We start from the raw sequence: 21912 nt of genomic DNA on the forward strand, positions 1-21912 counted from the left end.
GAGCCCTAGGCTTCCTTGGTCTCAGCCGCAGCCGGAGCCGCGTCTGCCTTGGGAGCCGCGGCGACAGCAGCAGCGGGCTTGGCGGCAGCCTTGCGGGCGGCCTTCTCTTCGCTGCGCTTCGTCTCGGTGGCGACCTGAGCGATGGCCTCTTCGGCACGCAGCACCTTGGTGCGCATGACGGCCTCGGAGAGCTTCAGCTGACGGTCGAGCTCCTGCGTGGCAGTGCTCGTCGCAGTGAAGTCCACGACGGCGTAGATGCCTTCGGTCTTCTTGTTGATCTCGTAAGCGAGACGACGACGGCCCCAGATGTCGACCTTGTCGATGGTTCCACCATCGTTGCGGATGACGTTGAGGAACTTGTCGAGGCTCGGTGCAACCGTGCGCTCGTCAATCTCGGGGTCGAGGATGACCATGAGTTCGTACTGATGCGTCACTAACCCACCTCCTTCGGACTCGAACGGCCACAGACTTTCTGTGGCAGGAGGGTGTAAGCATCGTTGCGATCGGGCGAGAACAGAGCGGACGCACCCGGGCAACCTTCACAGCGTACCGGACGGGAGCCCGGACCGCCACCGCGGGCCTGTCGCGGAGCCGCCACGCATGGGATGCTGGACCCGATGAGCAGCCCAGCCAGCCGACAGCGCGCCGACCGACTGATCGGTCTCGATCTCGCGCGCTTCCTCGCCCTCATCGGCATGATGGCCACGCACGTGTGGGCGTTCGACATCGCCACCGGCGGGCACACGCCGATCACGGAGGTGTTGTCGGGCAAGGCCGCTGCACTGTTCGCCGTGCTGGCCGGCATCGGGATCGTCCTCACGAGCCGGCGAGACCTCGCCGCCGGATCCCCCGCCGCCGCGCGCCTCAATCTCTTCGGCCGCGGCTTCGCCCTACTCGTCCTCGGCCTCACCCTCGGCGTCCTGCCCGGCGGTATCTACGTGATCATCGCCTACTACGGTGTGACCTTCTGGCTCGCGATCCCGGCCGTCACGTGGCGTCCGCGCACGCTGTTGATCGTCGCGGCCGTCTGGGCGGTGGTCTGGCCGATCTGCTCGCAGGCGCTCCGCATGCCGCTCAGCGGCGTCGACTCCCCCGAGATCGGCAGTGCGTCCTGGTTCGACGTCTCGGGCGGTGGGTTCGCCCGAGGGTTGCTCCTCACCGGGGTGTACCCGGCGCTCACGTGGATCGTCTACGTCCTCGTCGGGATGGCGGTCGGCCGGCTGCTCATGGATGCGCGGGCGGACGGGACCCTGCGACGGTTCGCACTCCGGCTCGCGGCGATCGGACTCGTCGTCGCCATCGCCGCGGACCGCCTCGCCGCCCTGCTCCTCGGTCCCGTCGGCGGCGTGCAGGGCATCGCGCGCGCCTGGACCGGCGGGCTCGAACCCGATCCGACGACGATCACCGCCGTCGACGACGCCCTCGCCGAGGGGATGTACGGCACGAGCCCCACGGAGTCCTTCTGGTGGCTCGTCGCCCGCGCCCCGCACTCGGGCACCACGCTCGACCTCGTCTTCACGATCGGGATCGCGGCGGTCGTCATCGGCCTGTGCCTGGCACTCGGCACGGTCCTGAACCGCGGCTGGTCGCTCGCACTCCTGCCGGCGACCGGCGCCGGGGCCGCTCCGCTCACCGTCTACTCGGCGCACGTCTTCATGGCGTCGGTGGGCGCCTTGATCGCCGCGATCGCCGGGACGTATGCGGACACGGCGTGGTTGATCTCGAGCCCACAGCTCTGGGTCGTCCACGTCGCCGGCGCGCTCCTCCTCGGCTGGATCATCGCCCTCACCAAGCGTCGCGGACCGCTCGAGACACTGGTCCACGCTGCCGGCCGTGCACTCACGGTCGCCGCGAACCGCCCTGGTCGGACGCCCGCGACGATGACGCCCGTGCCCGAACCGCACGGAACACCGCACGTACGATGACCGGTCCGATGACGCGAACCTCGACGCTGGACACGCGACCGCTCACGGAACGGATCGACCGACGCGCGCTCCGCGAGTACCGCACGGGCCTCCCGGGCGAGGTCCGTCCACCACTCATGGCGGCGATCTGGCCCGCCGTCGTGCTGGCGGTTCTGCCGATCTTCTTCCTCTCCGCCTGGTGGTTCGTACTCGAAGACGGCTCGATGCCGGATGAACCCTTGGACTGGTCGGCCCTGATCCTCCTGCCCTACCTCGCGCTGCCCGTCGGCATGCTCGTCCTGCTGGTGCGCACGGTCCGACGACGCAGCGGCGTGCGTCAGTACCGGCTGGACCGATTCGCTCGGGCGAACGGCCTGGGCTACCGACCGATCGCCGTTCCCGTGGCGCTGCCCGGGCTGATCTTCACCATGGGTGGGACGAGCGTGGCCAGGGACCTCGTCTGGCGCGACGGCAGGTCGCCGCTGTCGGTCGCGAACCTGGAGACGACCATCGGCTCGGGGCGGAACCGGAAGGTGCACCGCTGGGGTTACGTGGCCCTTCGGCTGCCGGTGGCGCTCCCCCACATCGTCCTGGACGCCGTCGGCAACAACTCACTCCTGCACCCGAGGCTCCCAGTCACGTTCACGAAGGACCAACGGCTGCGGCTCGAAGGCGACTTCGACCGCCACTTCGAGCTGTACTGCCCGCGCGGGTACGAGACGGACGCCCTCTACCTCTTCACGCCCGACATCATGGCGAGGTTCATCGACACCGTCGCCGAACTCGATGTCGAGATCGTCGACGACCACCTCTTCCTCTACTCACCCAGAGACCTCTCGACCCTCGACCCCGAGGTGTGGACGTGGCTGATGTCGGTCGTCTACATCCTGACCGAACGCATCGCGCAATGGGATCGCTGGCGGGATCGCCGACTGGAACCGGTCGACGCGGCGACGATGGCGGCTTCGTTCCCACTGATCCGTCCACCACGAGGAGTGGCACGGCAGGGAAGACGCCTGTCCCGTCGGACGGAATGGTGGTGGCTCATCGGTCTGGCCCTCGGCGTCTACGGCTGGTACCTCATCATCACCGACGCCGTCCGGGCGATCACCGGCGGCTGAACCCCCCATCCCAGCCCGCGAACTGTCACGTCGGAACAGTGCGGGCCGCGCACACCCACATCAACTGACAGTTCGCGGGCTAGGGGGCGAGGAAGGCCGCGGCGAGCATCGCCGCCGTCCCGCCGATGCAGATCGTGCCGATCGCGACGGCCCCCATGAAGATGCCGACGACGACGACCCAACCGGTGAGACAGCCGATCACCGCGCCGCCGGACTCGAGCAGGCTCGCGAGCGGTCGCTGGTCGTCCGGGGCCACCGCGTCACCGTCGGTCGGGCGGGCTCCAGCCGCCCAGGCGGGTCGGGTCGGGCGGGTCTGGACGTGTTCGACGGTCATGGCGCATCCTTTCGAGGGCTGATGCACTCCATCCCACCGCCCGACCTGTTTCGCCAGCGTCAAGCTCGCGAACTGTCACCTCGGAACAGTGTGGGCCGCGCACACCCGCGTCACGTGACAGTTCGCGGGCTACTTGGCGTCGGCGTAGGAGGTGACGACGGCGGTGGTGACCGGGAACTCGACCGGCGCGGTGCCGAAGATCAGGCGACCGGCCTCGGCCGCCGCCTCGCGCACGAGGGCGACGACCCGCTCGGTCTGGTGCTCGGGGCAGTGGACGACGATCTCGTCGTGGAGGAAGAAGACGAGGTGGGCCGACTCGGTGAGCGCGGCCGCCGGTCCGACCGTCTCTGCGGCGAGCGCCTGCAGCCGTGTCCGGAGGCCGGCCATCCAGCACAGCGCCCATTCGGCGGCGGTGCCCTGCACGACGAAGTTCCGGGTGAAACGACCCCAGCTCCGTGCCTCCATGCGGGCGCGCTGGGTCGCGGCGGCGTTCGCGCCCTCCATCGACGCGGCGGACTGGATCTCGCGCCAGGTCTCGCCGGGCAGCGGTGAGGTGCGGCCGAGCCGGGTGCTGACCCGTTCCCCGCGCTCCCCGGCACGGGCGGCGGCCTCGACGAACTCGATCGCCCGCGGGAACGCCCTCGTGAGCCGGGGCAGGAGGCGCCCGCTCTCCCCCGTCGTCGCGCCGTACATGGCACCGAGCATCGCGATCTTCGCATGTGGTCGGGTGTCGACCGCGCCGACGTCGACCATGCCCTGGTAGAGGTCGACGCCGCGTCCGGCATCGGCCATCGCGCGGTCGCCGGACATCGCCGTGAGGATCCGTGGTTCGAGCTGCGCGGCGTCGGCGACGACGAAACGCCAGCCGTCGTCCGCGAGGACGGCGCCGCGGACCTGGTGCGGGAGCTGGAGGGCACCGCCGCCGTCGGATGCCCAGCGGCCCGTGACGACTCCGCCGGGCACGTAGGTGGGGCGGAACCGTCCGTTCTTCACCCAGGTCTCGACCCACGTCCAACCGTTCGCGGTGAGGAGACGGGACAGCTTCTTGTACCGGAGCAGCGGCTCGATGACGGGGTGCTCGATCTCCTGCAGCTCCCACTGCCGGGTGGAGGTCGCGTTGATGCCGGCACGCTGGAGCGCCTTGAGGAGCTCGCCAGGTGACTCGGGGCTGAGCTCCTGCACCCCGAGGGCGGCCTTGACCTCCTCGAGGACCGCGGCCAGCTTCGCCGGACGGACACCGGGCGGCACCTTGGGGCCGAGGGCCTCAGCGAGGATGCGGTCGTGGGCCTCGGCGTCCCACGGGAGACCGGCGAAGGTCATCTCCGTGGCGATGAGGGCACCGGCGGACTCGGCCGCGAGGAGGAGTCCGAGCTGCGAGCGTCCCTGCGGTGTCGCGCCGTCGACGGCGTCACGCTGGAGCGTGAACTCGGCGACGGGATCGCGCTCGCCACCCGGGAGGTCGAGGTCGAAGAGGGTCCCGACGGCCTCCGCACGCTGAGCGACGCGCGGATCGAGGACCTCGTCCCACGGGCCGGCCGGAGCCATCGCGAGGGAAGAGTCGGCGGTGAAGGCGGCGTTGCGGAGGAGGTTGTGGGAGAGCCGGAGGTCGACGCAGCGGGCGACCCGGACACCCGCGGCGAGGAGCGCCGGGTACCAGAGCGTGGTGTCGTCCCACACCCAGCGCGGCGGGTTCGGCTCGGCTTCGAGACGCCGGACGAAGGCCGCGAGGTCGGCCCGCGGCATGGTGGTCTCGGAGACCCGAGGTGGCTCGCCGGATGGAGTGGGGCGGTCCTCGAGGTGCACGACGCGCACGCGGGCGCCGTCGAGCTGCTGGAGGATGATGTGCACCACCCCAGTCTGCCGTCACCCGCCGACCTCGCCCGACGCGCGCACTCGCTAGAGACACGAGACCCGGACGGAATCACTCGTTCCATCCGGGTCTCGTACTCGTCAACGCAGCTACAGCGCACCGCTCCCGTCGGGCCAAACTACCTGGCTAGAGAAACCGCTGCGCCAGCGTGATTCAACTGGCGCGTCGCCGTTTGTTGATCCAGCCGATGAGCCACCAGGCGGTAGCGAGCAGCCCCACAAGGAAGATCGCGCTCGCTAGGTAGTCCAACGGCCGGGCGCCACGGGCGATCGCACCTAACAGCAGCGGAACGCCGCCGGCGAAACCGCCGGCGATGAGGGCGCGTCGCCTGCGCAAGGGTGGATGCAGGTTACGAGGGTCAGACACGTACACACCCTGCCGTCACACCGTTCAAGTAGATCTTCATCTCCTTCCCGTTCTGGCAGACGCCCCAGTTGGACAGGACAGCGAAAGCGATCGTGATGAGTCCGCCGACAACCAGACATGCTGCTCGTCCGACTCCAGGTATCGCGCAAATCGCGGCTCCGATCGCGAAGCCGCTCCCGCCGATGATGAGGTTCTGGTCGAGCGCGTTGAAGAGGACATACATGCCGCCGCCATCGATGCCGCCGCCAATTCGCGTCGATGGAGGGTCGACGAACGTGAGATCGAGGCCGGCGCCGAGACTGAAGGTGGTCGTCACGGTACCGCCCAGGAGTTCCTCCTGGAAGGGGACCGCGGCGGCTTTCAGCTCGACGAAGGCCTGCCGTACATCAGCCTCAGAGATGGACGGCAAGGTTTCCGGCTTCACCGACTCCGCGGCCACGTTCTGAGCGCCTGCCTGGCTCGTTTGGTTCAGAACAGGCGCAGCTACGGCACCACCCCCGCCGCCGGCGACGACGGCCGTCGATACGACGAGTACAAGGACAGCACGAATCATCCACTTTGATTTCATTCCCTGCTCCATTTCGATACGAGAGGACTCCCTCTCGGTGAGATATATGATCATGAAACTCTTCATTCAAGAGTATTCCTGGTCAAAAAACGAGAGCGCAGAAGTTCGGAAAGCTGACCCGCGATTGCGTCGCGTGGCTCGTCGATCACTGCGCTTTCAGCGTCGACCGCAGTCGCTACCGGGACATCCCCCCTATGGGGGTGGGCGCAGCGGTGCCAGACTGCGAGCATGCTGATCTCGACGATGAACGATGTCCCCGGCCGCCAGGTCACCGAGGTGCTGGGCGAGGTGACCGGACTCACGGTCCGTGCACGCAACGCGGGCGTGCAACTCGGCGCCAACTTCAAGGCACTGCTGGGCGGTGAGCTCTCCGGGCTCACCAAGCAGCTCGCTGAGAGCCGCGAGGAAGCGAAGCAGCGACTCATCGAGGCGGCCACCGCGCTCGGTGCCGACGCGGTGCTCGCGATGCGGTTCGACGCGGCCGAGGTCGGGCAGAACTACCAGGAGGTCGTCGCCTACGGCACCGCCGTCAAGCTCGGCTGAGGTCACACACCACCGCTTGGCGACAGGAGAAGCGCCTGAGGGCAGGACCGAACGCGACGTTCGATCCTGCCCTCGTGCAGATCTCCTGCTGTCAGGCGCGGAGGCGCTTGAGCTCCTCACGACGGACGGCCTGCTCGGCCGGGTCTGGCACGGGGAGCGACGCGAGGAGACGGCGCGTGTAGTCGTCGTTCGGCGCACCGAGCACGGTGGAGCCCGGCCCCTCCTCGACGATGTCGCCGCGGTACAGCACGACGATGCGGTCGGCGAGCACGTCGACCACCGCGAGGTCATGGCTGATGAACAGCGACGCGAACCCGAACTCGCGCTGCAGCTCGGCGAAGAGCTCCAGCACGCGAGCCTGCACCGACACGTCGAGTGCCGAGGTCGGTTCGTCGGCGACCAGCAGTGCCGGTTCGAGCGCCAACGCCCGCGCGAGCGAAGCGCGCTGCCGTTGCCCACCGGAGAGCTCGTGCGGGAACCGGTCGCCGAACGCCTTCGGCAGCTGGACCGCTTCGAGCAGCTCGTCCACCCGGCGTCGGGCCGCCCGTGTGTCGCCGAAGCGACCGTGCACGATGAGCGGCTCCGCCACGCACTCCGCGATCGTGAGCAGTGGGTTGAAGCTCGTCGCCGGGTCCTGGAACACGAACCCGATCTCGCGGCGCTTCGGAGCGAACTCGCGCTCCTTCACCCGGTTCATCTCCACACCGAGCACCGACAGCGAGCCACCGGTCACCTTGGTGAGCCCGGCGATCGCGCGGCCGATCGTGGTCTTGCCCGACCCCGACTCCCCCACCAGGCCGAGGACCTCGCCCGCGTGGATCGTGAAGTCGACGCCCTTGACCGCCCGGAACCCGGCACGCCCGAAACGGCCCGGGTACTCGATCTCGAGCCCCTTCGCGACCACCACCGGCTCACCGAGCTGCAGCTGCTTGCCGCGCTCGACCTCGGCCGGCGCGGAGCTCTTGCCGCGGCCGACGTGCGGCACCGACGACAGGAGCTTCTTCGTGTACTCGGCCTTCGGTGAGGAGAACAGCTCCTGGACGGGAGCCTCCTCGACGATGTCGCCCTGGTACATGACAACGACGCGGTCGGCGAGGTCGGCGACGACGCCCATGTTGTGGGTGATGAGGACGATGGCCGTCCCGAACTCGTCGCGGCACCGACGCAGGAGGTCGAGGATCTCCGCCTGCACCGTGACGTCGAGCGCGGTCGTCGGCTCGTCGGCCACGATCAGTCCGGGGTCGAGCACGAGCGCCATCGCGATGACGATGCGCTGCTTCTGCCCGCCGGAGAACTGGTGCGGGAAGTAGTCGACCCGCTCCTCCGGCTCCGGGATGCCGACGCGACGCAGGATGTCGATGGCCTTGGCCCGTGCCTCGGCCTTCGTGTACGAACCGTGCGCGCGGAGACCTTCGGCGATCTGCCAGCCCACCTTGTAGACGGGGTTGAGCGCGGTCGACGGTTCCTGGAACACCATCGCCGCGTCGCTGCCGCGGATGGACCGCAGCTGCTCAGCCGACGCCGTGACGACGTCCTGCTCGGTCGAACCGTCGCGGGAGCGCAGCACGACCGCGCCGGAGGCCGTCGCCGTCTCCGGGAGCAGGCCGAGGATGGTCTTGGCCGTGACCGTCTTGCCCGAGCCGGACTCGCCGACGATCGCGACGATCTCGCGCGGTGCGACCGACAGCGAGATGTCGTTGATCGCCTTCACCGCGCCGGCGTCGGTCGAGAACGAGACCCCGAGGTCGCGGATGCTGACGATGTCCGTGGTACCGAGGTCGCGTGGACCGGTGGTCGGCGTCGACTGGCTCATGAGCGCTCGTCCTCTCGTCGGTTCTCCAGATCGCTGTCCGCCGCGGCGTCGCTCACGGCTCCCAGCGATTCGGCGTCCATCATCCCGGCGCCACCGGGGCTGTCGGGCGTGCCACCGGTGGTCGTGATGCTCGACGTCGCAGCGACCGATCCACTCGACGCACCGACCCGACGACGGCTGCGCAGACGCGGGTCGGACAGGTCGTTGAGGCTCTCACCGACGAGGGTGATGCCGAGCACGACGAGCACGATCGCGAGGCCGGGGAACAGCGCGGTCCACCAGATCCCGCTCGTGACGTCGGAGACGGACCGGTTGAGGTCGTAACCCCACTCGGCGGCCGCGGTCGGCTCGATGCCGAACCCGAGGAAGCCGAGCCCAGCGAGCGTGAGGATGGCCTCGGAGGCGTTGAGGGTGATGATGAGCGGCAGCGTCCGGGTCGCGTTCCGCAGCACGTGGCGGAACATGATGCGGGAGCTCGACGCACCGATGACCTTCGCCGACTCGACGAACGCCTCGCTCTTGATGCGCACGACCTCGGAGCGGATGACCCGGAAATACTGCGGGATGAAGACCACGGTGATCGAGATCGCGGCGGCGAGGATGCCGCCCCAGAGGCTCGACTGGCCGCGGCTGATGACGATCGACATGACGATCGCGAGCAGCAGCGACGGGAAGGCGTAAACCGCGTCGCAGACGACCACGAGCACGCGGTCGAGCCAGCCGCCGAAGTATCCGGCGACGAGCCCGAGCAGGACGCCGATGAAGATCGACAGGATGATCGCGGCCACGATGACGAAGAGCGCGGTCTGGGCTCCCCAGAGCACCCGGGACAGGACGTCGTACCCGCCGACGGTCGTGCCGAGGAGGTTCGTCGCGTTCGGCGCCTGCTGCGTGCCGAACGAACCGTCGTCGCCGCGCAGCTGGTTGAACCGGTAGGGCGCGACGAGCGGCGCGAGGATCGCGATGAGCACGAACACGCCCGTGACGACGAGACCGATGACGAGCATCGCCCGCTGCAGCCCGACCGACTGCCGGAACTGCTTGACGACGGGGAGACGTTCCCGCAACGGTCGCTTCGCCGGCGCGGTCTGAACGGCCGTGGTGGCTGTCGGAGCACTCATGCTCAGTACCTCACCCTCGGGTCGATGATCGCCGCGATGATGTCGACGATGAAGTTGGTCAGGGCGACGATGACGGCCAGCAGCGCGACGATCCCCTGGACGGCGACGAAGTCACGCGCCTTGAGGTACTCGCTCAGCATGAAGCCGAGGCCCTTCCATTCGAACGTCGTCTCGGTGAGGACCGCGCCCGCGAGGAGGAGCGCGATCTGGAGGCCGATGACCGTGATGATCGGGATGAGCGCCGGACGGTAGGCGTGCTTCGTCACGAGCCGGAACTCACTGACGCCGCGCGACCGGGCCGCATCGACGTAGCCGGAACCGAGCGTGCCGATGACGTTGGTGCGGACCAGCCGCAGGAAAACGCCGGCCGTCAACAGGCCGAGGGCGATCGCCGGGAGCACCGCGTGGGCGAGGACGTCGCTGATCGCCGTCGGATCGCCGAGGCGGATCGCGTCGATCAGGTAGATGCCGGACGGGCTCGAGATGGTCTGGAGCGTCAGCTCGGTGCCGGTGCTCGCTCGCCCGGCGACCGGGAGGATCCCGAGCCAGACGGAGAAGATGAGCTTGAGCAGCAGGCCGGCGAAGAACACCGGGGTGGCGTAGCTGAGGATCGCGAAGACGCGGAGGCCCGCGTCCTGCCAGCGGTCACGGCGGGCGGCGGCGAGCATGCCGAGCGGGATGCCGACGATGAAGGCGACGATGAGCGCGTAGATCGCGAGTTCGAGGGTCGCGGAGCCGTACGTGAGGAGGACCTCGATGACCGGCCGGTTGTCGGAGATCGTCGTGCCGAAGTTGCCGACCGCGATCTGTCCGAGGAACTCGACGTACTGGATGAAGATGGGCCGGTCGTAGCCGGCGGCACTGATGCGTTCCGCGAGCTGATCGGCCGGGAGTCGGCCTCCGAGCGCTGCGGTGATCGGATCACCGGTCAGGCGCATCAGGAAGAAGACCATGGTGACGAGGATGAACACCGTCGGGATGATCAGCAGGAAGCGGATGACGAGGTACCGCCAGAGTCCGCCACCTCCGGAACGTCTGGCCGCCTTGGGGGGTGGGGTTGCGACAGCTGCCGTCATTGCAGTGGATCCTCCTCGATCACCGACTCGGTAGAGCCCGGACAGACGATCGGGGCGGCTCTGTGGAGCCACCCCGATCGCGACGTCCGACTCACCATAGTCGGATATCAGTTGGTCAGGCTAGTCAGCCCTTGGTGATGGGCGCGTAGCGGAACTTGAACGACGCGTCGAGGACGGTTCCCTCGACGTCCTTGCCGACGACGGCCACCTGAGCGCCCTGGAGCAGCGGGATGGTCGACAGGTCGGCCGCCTCCGTGTCCTGGATCTGCTCGATGAGCTTCGTCCGTGCGTCGGCGTCCGTCGTCGAGCGCTGCTCGTTGATCAGGTCGTTGACAGCCGGGTTGTCGTAGTGGTTCGCGAGGAAGTTGTCCGTGGCGAAGAACGGCGACAGGTAGTTGTCGGCGTCGGAGTAGTCCGGGAACCAACCCAGCTGGTAGGCCGGGTAGACGTCCGTCGTGCGGTCCTTGGCGTACTGGACCCACTCGGTCTGCTGCAGGTTGACGGTGAACAGGCCGTCGGCCTCGAGCTGGTCCTTGATGAGCGCGTACTCGTCGCCGGAGCCGGAACCGTAGTGGTCACCGTTGTACTGGAGGTTGAGCGCGACCGGAACGGTCACACCGGCTGCCTCGAGCGTCTCCTTGGCCTTCGCGGCGTCGGGGCCGCCGTCGCCGTCGCCGTAGAGGCCCTTGAGGGACTCGGTGGCACCGGTCAGGCCGGCGGGCACGTAGGAGTAGAGCGGGGTGTAGGTGTCCTTGTAGACGTCCTTGGCGATCGCAGCGCGGTCGATCAGGTCGGCAGCGGCCTGGCGGACGGCGAGCGCCTTCGCGGGGTCGGCGTCGGCGGTGGTCGCACCGTAGGGCATCGTATCGAAGTTGAAGACGAAGTAGCGGATCTCGCCACCGGGGCCGTCGACGACCTTGACGTTCTTGTCCTTCTTCAGGTCCTCGATGTCGGTCGCGGAGAGGCTGCGCGACGCGACGTCGATGTTGCCCTGCTTGACGTCGAGCTTCAGGTTGGACTCGTCGGTGTAGTACTTCACGTTGACGGTGTCGTTCTTCGCCGCGCCGAGGAGGCCCTGGTAGTCGGCGTACTTCTTGTACGAGATGAGCTCGTTGAACTTGTAGCTGTCGATCGTGTACTGGCCGGCGAACGCCTTGCCCTTGACGATGTCGGCGTCCGGGGTGATCTCGGTGGCGGAGAAGACGTCCTCGTCGACGATCGGGCCGACGGGGCTCGAGAGCACCTGCGGGAAGGTCTGGTCGTTCTCGGTCTTCAGCGTGAAGACGACGGTGAGGTCGTCGGGCGCGTCGGTCTTCTCGAGGTTGCCGAGGAGCGAGGACGGTCCGTTGTCGTCCGCGATGGCGAGTTGACGGTCGAAGCTGAACTTCACGTCGGACGAGGTGAGGTCGTTGCCGTTGGCCCACTTGAGGCCCTTCTTGAGCTTCACCGTGTACTCGGTCGGCGAGGTGAACTCGGCCGACTCGGCGATGTCGGGCTCGACGTCGGGGCTGTTGTACGGCGTGTTCAGGAGGAACGGGAAGACCTGGTTCATGACGGCGAAGGAGCCGTTGTCGTACGATCCGGCCGGGTCGAGCGTCGTGACCTTGTCGGTCGTGCCGATGACGATCGTGCCACTGGCGCCGCTGCTGGATCCGCTCCCGCCGCCGGCGGCGCAGCCGGCGAGGGCGAGGGCGGTGATGGAGAGACCCGCGAGCGCGACGGCGCTCTTCCGGAATCCGCTACGTGGGGATGACATTGATGTCGACCTCGTTTTCTGTGTGTGAGAGACGGCACGGCTGTGTGCAGGTTCTTCGCACGTGCTTGTAGAGGATTACAGCACGCTCCGAACAAATCCCTCAAACCCAGAAGGCTTCCGGTGCTGATTCGTTACGAGCACGAAACGTGCGCATGCGGCAGCTGTCGCGCAAGGACCGCGCGTTTGGCCCGCAGTCCGTGGAACTCGCCATCTCGCACCGATCATGGATCACCGGTTGTCGATAGTATACAGTCTACAGATGACAGGTCCGGATGAGGCGGACCTCAAGACTCTGAGGAGCTCGTATGTCTGTGCACCCGCCTGCGGCCACCACCGCTCAGCTGGGCGGCGACACGCCCGCCGCTCCCGAGTTGCGCCCGGCGCAGAGCGCTCGCGTGGCGCGGACGCACCTCACCTATCGGGAGGCGGCTCCCGGGCTCTCCGTCCGTGCAGCGGACCTGTCGCTCAGACTCGACGGCGGCGGTCACGGGCTCCTCGACACGACGCACTTCGACACCGTCCGCTTCCCGCCACCGGCCTGGGCCGACCAGGCCATCCGCGAGGCCGTCGCCACCGGCGAATGGGCGTACACCCCGTACCGAGGCGACCCCGGCGTGCTCACCGACCTCGCCTCGGCGATCAGCGGCTTCCTCGGCAGCCCGGTGGGTCCCGGCAACCTCGCCCTGACCCCCGGGACGCAGGGTGCCCTGTTCACGACACTGTCCTCGATCGTCGACGAGGGCGACCTCGTCCTCCTCGCCGACCCGGACTACCTGTTCTGCGAGCGGATCCTCGCGTTCCTCGGAGCACGGGTCGAGCGCATACCGCTCATCCTCGACGGCGAGCGCCCCGGCCTCGACCTCGACGTGGTCGAACGGTTCCTGCCCGAGCAGCCGAAGCTGCTCATGTTCTCGCACCCGAACAACCCGACCGGCGCCGTCTATCCCGCGGAGATGATCTCCCGCGTCGCCGAGCTCGCCGTCGCCGGCGGCTTCCGCGTCCTCGTCGACGAGCTGTACAGTCGCCTGCTCTACACGGACACCCCGTTCCCACACCTCCGCTCCGAACCCGGCATGGCCGACCGCACCATCACCCTGCTCGGCCCGTCGAAGACCGAGTCCATGAGCGGTTTCCGGATCGGCGTCGTGGTCGCCCCGGAGGACGTCATCGCGTCGGTCGAGCAGACGCTCGCGATGACCTCCCTCCGCGCCCCCGCCTACGCGCAGCGCATGCTCGCCCGGTGGCTCGTCGACGACGACGACTTCCTCCGCGAACGCATCGCCGACCTGGAGGCGATCAAGCGCACCACCGTCGAGAGCCTGTCGCGGGTCCCCGGCCTGCGCATGACGCCGCAAGACGGGACCGCCTACCTGTTCCTCGACGTCTCGGCGTTCGGGGTGTCGGACGTCGAGGTCGCCGGAGCCCTGCAGCGCGAGGCGCAGGTCGTCGTCTCGCCCGGGTACCAGTTCGGCCCCTCCGGCAGCGGGCACTTCCGGATCTGCTACGCCCGCGACGAGACGGAGTGGGCTGCGGCGCTCGAGCGGATGGTCGTGTGCCTGACTGGCCTCGCGACCGCAGCCGGTATCGACGCGTGACCGACGGCGCGCCTCGCGACCCGGGGCTCCAGCCGGCCGGCGCATACTCCGTCGCACGCCTCGTCGGCGAGCTCGTCCACACCGCCGGCATGACCCCGCGGGTCGATGGCGCGCTCGTGGCGACCGGCCGGATCGGTCGCGAACTCGACGACGCCCAGGCGCTGTCCGCCACCCGGATCGCGACCGAACGGGCGCTCGCTGCCGCTACGAGGGCCGTCCCCGAGGGTGCCCTCCTCACCGGAGTGGTCTCCCTGACCGTCTACCTCGCCGTGGCCGACGGCTTCGTCCGGCTGAGTGAGATCGCCGACGCGGCGAGCGCCGTGGTCGTCGAACGGTTCCCGGACGCCGAGCTCCCCGTCCGTGCTGCGCTGGGCGTCGCCGCGCTGCCGGGCGACGCGCCCGTCGAGATCCAGCTCGTCGCCCGATGCGCCGACCGGACGAGCACCTGATCAGCGCCCGTCGCACGACGCCTGTGGTCTGATGGTGGGATGGCCGTCTCGTTCAGTTTCACCGTCGGAGTCCGCGAGCCCCATCACGTCACGGTGCGGGTCGCCGGCATCCGGAACCGGGTGACGATCGAGGTCGACGGGTGGCTGGCGGCCGACAGCGGGGGCAATCTGGGGCGCATCATGCCGAACGTCTTCGACGTCGAGGTCGGGGTGCAGGAACGACACATGGTGTCGATTCGGGTGATCATCCAGGAACCGATCGACGGTGGCGCACGCTACATCGACGTGTTCATCGACGGCCGCTTCGCCGCGCGGCACGACTGGCGGGCGATCCGCGAGCGGTGACCGTGGGTCGACAGGTCAGTAGCCCCGGTCGGCGTCGAAGCGGTTGAGCAGCGACTCCCCCGCGCGGTACCGGGCGAGGTTCTCGATGAAGAGCGCGGTGAGCGTCGCGTTCTCGCTCTCCACCGTGGACGCGGAGTGCGGTGAGATGAGCACGTTGTCGAGGTCCCAGAGGGGCGAGTCGGCGGGCAGGGGCTCCTCACGGAACACGTCGAGGGCGGCACCGCCGAGTCGACCCGAGCGGAGGGCCTCGATGAGGGCGTCCTCGTCGATCACCTGACCGCGCGAGATGTTGACGACGGCGGCCCCCTCGGGGAGGAGCGCGATCCGGTCCGCACTGATGAGGTTCTCGGTCTCGGGGGTGAGCGCCGTGCAGAGCACCAGCACGTCCGTGGTCGGCAGCACCTCGTCGAGCCGGTCGACATCGCTCAGCTCGACGCCCTCCGGCAGCTCGTAGCTCCCGCCCACACGACCAACCGCGGTCACGCGGGCGCCGATCGCGTCGAAGGTCCGGACCACGTTCGAGCCCATGCCGCCGACGCCGACGACGGTGACCCGCATGCCGGCCAGCTGCCGGGTGGTGTACCGCTCGAACCGGTGCTCGCGCTGCTGACGCTGCAGGTACGGCAGGCCCTTCACGACGAAGAGCGCGCCGGTCAGGGCGAACTCGGCGAGCGGCACGGCGTGCACGCCACCGGCCGTCGTCGCGACGATGCCGCTCCGGTCGAGACCCGTGCGACGCATGAACGCACCGATGCCCGCACTCGTGGCCTGGATCCACTTCAGGTTCGGCGCCCGCTGCGGCAGGGCCGCTGGATCCTGCCAGTCGAAGTCGAACGCGACCTCGGCCCGCGCGAGCATGTCCTCCCATCGCTGCTGCTCAGCGGCGGAGAGCCGGGGCGTCGGACCGTGGTGGTCGGCCACGTACTGCGGGACGCCGATGAGCGACGGGTCGTAGAGCACCTCGACGTCCGGGTGCGAGGCGCGGATCGCCTCGACGTGCTCGGCTTCGAGGTGGCTGGCGATGAGGATCTGCATGATGGTCCATCCTGCCGCGGGTGCGGCGATGCGTCGGTCGCGGCGCGGTGCGTCGCGCGTTCCTTCGGTCGGTCAGTCGGTCGGCCAGGGCGCGACCGCCGCGAGCCGCTCCGCCGTGAGCGCAGGCCGGACACCGCCTGCCTCCTCGCTGACGATCCGGGGCTGGAGGACCGATCGAGGACCGCAGGCGATCGGCACGAATCCGGGACCGTGACCGGGCATGGGCGAGCCGCCGTGGACGATGATCCCCACGGTGATCCAGTCGCGCCGGTACCCCATGTTGTGGCGGACGTCGAGGTGCTCGACCGCGAACAGGTCCCCGAGCCGCATGTCGACCCCGGCGAGTTCGGGCGATTCCGGCACCACGGCGAGGTCGACGTCCCACTGGTGCGCGGGTCGGCCGATACCGTTCCCGGCCACCTTGCCCGGCAGCACCCCGACCACGTCGAAGCCGGCGACACCGTCCTCGACGCGCAGTGGAAGCGCGTCGAGCAGGGCGGGGTCGATGTTCAGCAGGACGATCTCCTCGGGCAGGTCCTCGCGGCGCAGCCCCTGACCCATGGCGTGCACCGCGATCCGGTCCCCGGGCAGCAGGGCGGCCATCGTCTCGTCGTCGAAGGAGACGATGACCCGGCCCGCCTCGCCGCGCTTGCCGACGACGGACCCCGTCGCCCCCGTCGCCGCGCCGGACCGGACGGTCGCGCGGTTCCCGATGCAGGCGAAGGACGTCAGTCCGAAGCGCGACCCGGCGTCCGGGTGCACGAGCGTGACCCCGGGTGCGACGTGGTCGGTGTCTGAGGCGAAGACCGAGTCTCCCAGGTGCACGCCGAGGACGACCCCGCCGTCGCCGATCGGCACGTAGGGGTGCCCGTCGCGGTCGATCCGGTACGACACCATGGGGGTGAGGCCGGCGTGCTCGACGAAGCCGAGCAGGTTGTTGGCGATGATCGAGCTCATGCGGCCGTCTCCGTCGTGGTCGTGGTGGTGGTCGTCGCCCGGCCCATGCCGGCGAGCGCGGTGCCGAGGTTGGCGGCCCGGTCGTCGACGACCGTGAACGCCGACGCCGGTCCCGACAGCAGGGTTGAGGGCCCGGGGCCGTGCCCGAAGAGGCGGCACTCCCCCGTGGAGATGACGCCGATGGTGATCCAACCGGGCCGGTAGCCGCGTCCGTAGGAGTGGTCCTGGTCCTCGAGCACGACGATGTCGCCGATGCGGAGGGACTCAAGGCCGAGCGACAGGTCCTCGCTGAGGCCCGGGTAGGCGCCCATGAGGTCGGTGTTGGCGAACTCGGAGAGCATGCCGCCTCCTGCACCCGCCGCCTCGGCCGGGACGCGCATGGCGACGCCGACCTCGAGTGTGCCGTCGGCCGCCGTCGAGAACGGCAGGTGCGGCAGGAGCCGCGGGTCCAGGTTCTTCACCCGGACGTCCGGGTGGTCGAGGAGGCGAAGGCCCTGACCGCGGGCCTCGACGCTCACGGCGTCGCCGGTCGTCACCTGGCGGAGCGCCCCGTCGGCGAAGTCGGCGAGGACGTAGGCGTGCTGGCCGATGACGACACCCTCGGCTCCTGCCGCCGCCCCCGAGCGCACGGTCACGACGTTGCCGACGCAGCTGAGGAACTGCAGTGCGGCGTTCGCCTCGGCACCCGCGTGCCGGATCGACAGCCCGGGTTCGAGATGGTCGCTCGCGTGCCCCGTGGCGGCCTCTCCGACGTGCGCGCCCATCGTGACCCCGCCCATGCCGGGCAGGATGAAGGGGTGGCCGTCGGGATCCACCCGGTAGCCGTGACGGTCGGCCTGGGGCGGCCAGACCTCTCCGGTCAGGATCTGCGTGACCAGCCGGTCCTCGTTGGTCCTGAGACTCATGCCGTCGCTCCCTTCGGGGCCGGTGCGGTGCCGAGGGCGAAGCCGCGGATGCGGAGTGGTGGCGCGGTCGCGGCACCGTTGAACACGTTCATGAGCGGCTGGCTCAGCGAGACCGATCCGACGCCGTCGACCCGCGCGAGACTGTCGAGCACGCTCACCGTGAAGCGCTGCGACTCGACCGGCCGCGTGATGCGACCGTTCTCGATGAGGAAGCACGCGTCGCGCGTGACCCCTGTGATCGTGGAGCGGACCGGATCGACGGTGCGCGTGTACCAGAAGCGCTGCAGGTACACCCCGCGCTCGACGCCCGCGATGAGGTCGAGCTCGGTCGTGTCGGCTGCACGGAGGATGACGTTCATCGGGATCGCATGGGGCGCCTCCTCCCGGGCGATGTGGAAGTTGCCGGTCGATGCCGTCCCGAGCGCGAAGGCGGTCTCCCGGTCGGTGACGACCTCCGCGACCCGGCCGTGGTCGAGGAACGGGACGTCGCGCTTCGTGGTGCCCTGGAAGTCGAACGGGAACGGCAGTCCGAGGTCGGCCGTCGCGTCGTCGTGCACCGAGACGAGCGACGAGGCCGCCTGCTCCCCGGCGCGGGTCGCGGCCGTGCCGAATCCCGAGGCGAGGGCTCCGCCCGTGAACCCGAAGGCGCCGAAGAAGTCGAGGAACTCTCCGGCGGCGAGCGCCCCGAGCACGACGTCGTACTCGCCGGGGGCGAGCGGGGCGCGACCCCGGGCGGCGGACGCCTCCGAGAGCGTCCGCTCGACGGACTCCGCCGCCAGCAGGCGGTCCGACGACCGGGAGAGGTCCTTCCAGTGGGAGGAACCGTCGTCGATGCGGACGGTCAGGGAACCCTGCGCCTCGGTCGCCGCGGCGTACCGGGAGGTCCCGCGCTCGCGGTCGTGGAAGGCGACCTCCGTGACCGCCCGGCCGAACATGCCTGCGGCCACACCACCGGCGCGATCGGCCTCCGCCATCGCCCGGTCGGCGAGGGCGACGTGCTCGCCGACGTCCCAGGCCGCCGTGTCCTCGCCCCAGAGCAGGGCGCCGGACGCGGTGCGACCCGACACGACCGGCTCGTCGACAGGGCCCGGTTCGGCTCGCGGTGGCGCGGCGGGGAGCCCCTGCCTGGCCTGTTCGCGCGCGGCGGCGCTGGCGTTCGCGACCGCCCGGCCGAGCCCGGAGATCGAGCTGGCCGCAGCGAGCGACGCCCGCCCGTCGACCTCGGCGCGGACCATGATCTGCACCTCGTCGATGGCCTGACTCTGATGCACCCGGCGGCCGGCGAAGCGGGTGAAGTCGCCGCGCCGCCCGGTGAGGAACGCCTCGATGCGGTCGGCCGGGGCGTCGCGGAGGGCGGCCTCGAGCGCTTCGGCGGCCCGCTCACCGCCGACGACGGGCCCGAAGGCGGTCGTGGTGGTGCTGTCGGTGTCACTCATCGGTCCACTCCGATCCGGAGGTTCCGCACGAGCGTCGGCGAGGCGCCGTGCCCGAGGAACCCCCATTGCTTGGGTTCGCCCTTGCCGCAGGGCATGCCGAAGGCCTTGAACTCCTCCGGTCCCGCGACCGCTTCGACGGACTGCCAGAACTCGGGCGTCGTACCGCCGTAGGAGAAGCCGCGGAGGAGGCGACCCCGACGGCCGTTCTTCACCTCGTACGCCACCTCGGTGCCGAACTGGAAGTTGTGACGCCGCTCGTCGATCGACCAGCTGCGGTTGTCGTCGATGTAGTACCCGTCCCCGAGACGCTCCTGGAGTTCCTCGGTCGACCCGCTGCCGGGCTCGAGGAACACGTTCGTCGCGAAGCAGACCGGGGTGTACCCCCACCCGTCGGAGCGCGCGGCCCCGATCGACGGCACCCCGATCCGGGCGGCGGAGTCCCGCGTGGAGAGGAAGTTGCGGATGATCCCCTCCGAGATCAGCGGTTGCCGGGAGGCCGGGACACCCTCGTCGTCGAACGCGAAGGAACCCCGCGTGCCGGGCACCGTCGGGTCGGACGTGATGTTCACCGCCTCGGAACCGTAGCGGAGCGAACCGACCGCATCGGGTCCGATGAAGGAGGTGCCGGCGTAGTTCGCCTCGTCACCGAGGATCCGGTCGAGTTCCAGGGCGTGACCCGTCGACTCGTGGATCTGCAGCGCCATCTGGGCGGGCCCGATGATGACGTCGGCCGTGCCCTGCGGCGCGAGCGGCGCGGTCAGCAGTTCGACGGCCTCGCGTCCGATCCGGTCGGCCTCCTCGACCATCCGGAGCCCCTCCACGTACTCCCATCCCGCCTGCGCGGTGTTGCCGTGGAACGAGTTCGGGAAGGATCGACGCTGCATCGTGCCGTTGCCGACCGCGTTCACGAGCGCCATAGCCCCGCTCTCGATGAGGTGCTGGTGCTGCATCGAGCCCTCGGTGTTGGCGAAGTGCCGATGCTGCCGTTTCGCATTCAGGCCGGCCTGCGCCATGACGACTTCGACGGGCGCGCTGGCCGCGCTCAGGATGTCGCCGAGCAGCGCCTGCCGCGTCGACGCCGACACCGCGAAGGGGTCGAGCACGACGTCGGTCGCGTACCGACCGCTCACCGCCGGCATCGGTGGCAGCTCGGTGCGGTACGCGTCGGACACCCGGTCGGCGTTCCGCGCGTTGGCGAGCGCCCGGTGCGCGGCGAGCGTGAGGTCGTCGGCGTCGTCGATCGGCACGGAGGCGAACCCCCAACTGCCGTTGAACAGCACCCGGACACCGACGCCGAGGTTGTGCTCGATCCGCTCGTCCAGACCGGACTCGAGGGTGGAGTAGAGGCGCACCTCCTCGGCCTCGATGAGTCGCGCATCGGCGTAGCCGACCCCCGGGACGTCCAGGGCGGCGAGCACCCTGGTGAGCATGGTCGCCGCGGTCCCATCGTCCGCGAGTTCACCCCAGGCGTGGGCCGCGGCGTCCACCGCGGCGAGCGGCGCGACCGTGTCGGCGCTCGTCACGCGCGGGCCGCCTCGGCGTCGTTCGCGTCCGACGGGGCGAGCGCGAGGGGGAAGTCGCACCAGGCGCGGGTGCGGAAGGACAGCTCGAACGCGTTGATCGTCTCCTGGACGAGCGCGCCCTGGTCGAAGTTGCCCTGGTTGAAGTCCTCACCGGAGAGGATCTCGGTGGCGAAGTCCTTGCAGAGGTTCGAGTAGAAGAGGAACGGCCAGGGCTCGGTGGACGCCCCACCCTCGGGGAAGAACTCCTGGGGGATCTCGAGCTCCTCGAATTCGACCTGGTCCTTCTTCGCGACCTTGATCGTCTGGCAGATACCCGCCTCCTCGACGAGGCGGACGATGATCGCGCCCTCCGAACCGTAGATGCGGGCCTCGATGCCGGGGAAGTTGCCGACGGTGACGTAGGACGACTGGATCGACGCCAGACGGCCCTGCTCGAACTCGGCGATCCACATGTCGCCGTCGTCGATGTTCATCCGCTGCATCGCGCCCGTGTCGCGGACCATCCGCTCCGGGACGAAGTTGCGCATCGTCCCGACGACGCTCGTCATGGGCGCGTCGAGCCACCAGTGCATGATGTCGATGATCGGCGCGCCGTAGCCCTCGATGGAGGAGACGGCGATGACCTCGGGGTCGGCGTCCGGGTCCACCTGACGCAGCGGCGTCTTCGGATCGATCCACTGGCTGTTCTGCTCGTAGCCGTTGAAGATGTAGGGCTCGCCGATGAACCCCTGGTCGATGAGGTGCTTCGCGTACTGGATGGCGGGGGCGAAGCGGAAGGTGAAGCCCAGCTTCGTCTTGACGCCACGCTCGGCGGCGAGCGCCGCGGCGCGCCGGGTCTCGGTGTAGTCGCTGTTGACGGGCTTCTCGCAGAGGACGTGCTTGCCCGCCGCGATGGCCGCCATGGAGATCTCGAAGTGCATGGCGTTGCCGGTCGCGACGTCGATGACGTCGATTTCGGGGTCGTCGATCAGTTCGCGGTAGTCGGTCACGGCACGCTCGACGCCGAACTCCGCGGCCGCCGACGCGAGCGCCTCCTCGTCGATCTCGGCGAGCGCGACGACCTCGACACGCGGGTCGCGCTGCCAGCCGGGGATGTGGGAGCGGACGGCCCAGCGGCCGGCACCGACGACGGCGACTCGGAGCTTGCGATCGGACTCGGACATGGTGGTTCTCCTTCTGCGGGTGCCGGCATCGT

The 21912-nt window shown here is 69.4% G+C and carries 20 protein-coding genes; 6 read left to right on the plus strand and 14 right to left on the minus strand.

The annotated features are described in order from the left end of the window. Positions 1-5 precede the first annotated feature (5 nt). Positions 6-413: a 30S ribosomal protein S6 gene (rpsF, locus tag BWO91_RS19040; protein ID WP_217485263.1), complete on the minus strand. Its 408-nt coding sequence runs from the start codon at positions 411-413 to the stop codon at positions 6-8. A gap of 204 nt (positions 414-617) precedes the next feature. Here rpsF and BWO91_RS19045 point away from each other — a divergent pair, with 204 nt between their 5' ends. Both BWO91_RS19045 and BWO91_RS19050 read left to right on the plus strand, forming a co-directional pair. After that, positions 618-1925, plus strand: coding sequence for a heparan-alpha-glucosaminide N-acetyltransferase domain-containing protein (locus BWO91_RS19045; RefSeq protein WP_167620531.1), 1308 nt, complete (start codon positions 618-620; stop codon positions 1923-1925). Between the two features lie 8 nt (positions 1926-1933). Beyond that, on the plus strand, positions 1934-3025 hold the full coding sequence (locus BWO91_RS19050; RefSeq protein WP_079004068.1) for a hypothetical protein: 1092 nt from the start codon (positions 1934-1936) through the stop codon (positions 3023-3025). Between the two features lie 79 nt (positions 3026-3104). Here the strand turns inward: BWO91_RS19050 and BWO91_RS19055 are convergent, their stop codons facing one another. The 3 genes from BWO91_RS19055 to BWO91_RS19065 all read right to left on the minus strand — a co-directional run bounded on the left by BWO91_RS19055 (position 3105) and on the right by BWO91_RS19065 (position 6229). Beyond that, positions 3105-3359 carry a hypothetical protein gene (locus tag BWO91_RS19055; protein ID WP_079003701.1) on the minus strand — a complete coding sequence of 85 codons (255 nt, stop codon included), beginning with the start codon at positions 3357-3359 and terminating at the stop codon, positions 3105-3107. A 129-nt stretch (positions 3360-3488) separates the two neighbouring features. Further along, positions 3489-5207: a bifunctional 3'-5' exonuclease/DNA polymerase gene (locus BWO91_RS19060; RefSeq protein WP_079004069.1), complete on the minus strand. Its 1719-nt coding sequence runs from the start codon at positions 5205-5207 to the stop codon at positions 3489-3491. Between the two features lie 380 nt (positions 5208-5587). Further along, positions 5588-6229 carry a hypothetical protein gene (locus tag BWO91_RS19065; protein WP_079003702.1) on the minus strand — a complete coding sequence of 214 codons (642 nt, stop codon included), beginning with the start codon at positions 6227-6229 and terminating at the stop codon, positions 5588-5590. A gap of 162 nt (positions 6230-6391) precedes the next feature. On the opposite strand from BWO91_RS19065, the gene BWO91_RS19070 reads away from it, so the two are divergent. After that, a complete protein-coding gene (locus BWO91_RS19070) occupies positions 6392-6706 on the plus strand; it encodes a YbjQ family protein (protein ID WP_064294105.1) in 315 nt (104 codons plus the stop codon). A gap of 91 nt (positions 6707-6797) precedes the next feature. Here the strand turns inward: BWO91_RS19070 and BWO91_RS19075 are convergent, their stop codons facing one another. The 4 genes from BWO91_RS19075 to BWO91_RS19090 all read right to left on the minus strand — a co-directional run bounded on the left by BWO91_RS19075 (position 6798) and on the right by BWO91_RS19090 (position 12472). After that, on the minus strand, positions 6798-8519 hold the full coding sequence (locus BWO91_RS19075; protein ID WP_079003703.1) for a dipeptide ABC transporter ATP-binding protein: 1722 nt from the start codon (positions 8517-8519) through the stop codon (positions 6798-6800). After that, positions 8516-9640, minus strand: coding sequence for an ABC transporter permease (locus BWO91_RS19080; RefSeq protein ID WP_079003704.1), 1125 nt, complete (start codon positions 9638-9640; stop codon positions 8516-8518). The genes BWO91_RS19075 and BWO91_RS19080 overlap by 4 nt, the downstream gene beginning before the upstream one ends. A gap of 2 nt (positions 9641-9642) precedes the next feature. Next, complete coding sequence (locus BWO91_RS19085) at positions 9643-10716, minus strand: ABC transporter permease (protein WP_064294103.1); 1074 nt, start codon at positions 10714-10716, stop codon at positions 9643-9645. A gap of 124 nt (positions 10717-10840) precedes the next feature. After that, positions 10841-12472 carry an ABC transporter substrate-binding protein gene (locus BWO91_RS19090; protein ID WP_064294102.1) on the minus strand — a complete coding sequence of 544 codons (1632 nt, stop codon included), beginning with the start codon at positions 12470-12472 and terminating at the stop codon, positions 10841-10843. Positions 12473-12777: 305 nt separating this feature from the next. Here BWO91_RS19090 and BWO91_RS19095 point away from each other — a divergent pair, with 305 nt between their 5' ends. From BWO91_RS19095 to BWO91_RS19105, 3 genes are read left to right on the plus strand one after another with little or no spacing between them, the layout of a single operon-like run. After that, positions 12778-14067, plus strand: a complete 1290-nt coding sequence (locus BWO91_RS19095; RefSeq protein ID WP_079003705.1) for an aminotransferase class I/II-fold pyridoxal phosphate-dependent enzyme — start codon at positions 12778-12780, stop codon at positions 14065-14067. Then, positions 14025-14516, plus strand: coding sequence for a RidA family protein (locus BWO91_RS19100; RefSeq protein WP_205847552.1), 492 nt, complete (start codon positions 14025-14027; stop codon positions 14514-14516). The genes BWO91_RS19095 and BWO91_RS19100 overlap by 43 nt, the downstream gene beginning before the upstream one ends. 39 nt (positions 14517-14555) lie before the next feature. Further along, positions 14556-14861, plus strand: coding sequence for a hypothetical protein (locus tag BWO91_RS19105; RefSeq protein WP_079003707.1), 306 nt, complete (start codon positions 14556-14558; stop codon positions 14859-14861). A 15-nt stretch (positions 14862-14876) separates the two neighbouring features. On the opposite strand, the gene BWO91_RS19110 is transcribed toward BWO91_RS19105, so the two are convergent. The 6 genes from BWO91_RS19110 to BWO91_RS19135 form a co-directional block, all read right to left on the minus strand. After that, positions 14877-15896: a D-2-hydroxyacid dehydrogenase gene (locus BWO91_RS19110; protein WP_079003708.1), complete on the minus strand. Its 1020-nt coding sequence runs from the start codon at positions 15894-15896 to the stop codon at positions 14877-14879. 72 nt (positions 15897-15968) lie between these two features. Continuing rightward, entirely contained in the window at positions 15969-16853 is an 885-nt protein-coding gene (locus BWO91_RS19115; RefSeq protein WP_079003709.1) for a DUF4438 family protein, read from the minus strand. Beyond that, on the minus strand, positions 16850-17758 hold the full coding sequence (locus BWO91_RS19120; RefSeq protein ID WP_079003710.1) for a DUF4438 family protein: 909 nt from the start codon (positions 17756-17758) through the stop codon (positions 16850-16852). Before BWO91_RS19120 ends, BWO91_RS19115 begins: the two co-directional genes overlap by 4 nt. Next, positions 17755-19194, minus strand: a complete 1440-nt coding sequence (locus tag BWO91_RS19125) for a metallopeptidase TldD-related protein (RefSeq protein WP_079003712.1) — start codon at positions 19192-19194, stop codon at positions 17755-17757. Before BWO91_RS19125 ends, BWO91_RS19120 begins: the two co-directional genes overlap by 4 nt. Further along, the gene (locus tag BWO91_RS19130; protein WP_205847553.1) at positions 19191-20717 is read right to left on the minus strand and encodes a TldD/PmbA family protein; all 1527 of its coding nucleotides are present in this window, start codon (positions 20715-20717) and stop codon (positions 19191-19193) included. The genes BWO91_RS19125 and BWO91_RS19130 overlap by 4 nt, the downstream gene beginning before the upstream one ends. Further along, positions 20714-21880, minus strand: coding sequence for a Gfo/Idh/MocA family protein (locus tag BWO91_RS19135; RefSeq protein WP_079003713.1), 1167 nt, complete (start codon positions 21878-21880; stop codon positions 20714-20716). The genes BWO91_RS19130 and BWO91_RS19135 overlap by 4 nt, the downstream gene beginning before the upstream one ends. Positions 21881-21912 lie beyond the last annotated feature (32 nt).

The sequence above is a fragment of the Plantibacter flavus genome, from assembly GCF_002024505.1.
GTDB classification, from domain to species: domain Bacteria; phylum Actinomycetota; class Actinomycetes; order Actinomycetales; family Microbacteriaceae; genus Plantibacter; species Plantibacter flavus_A.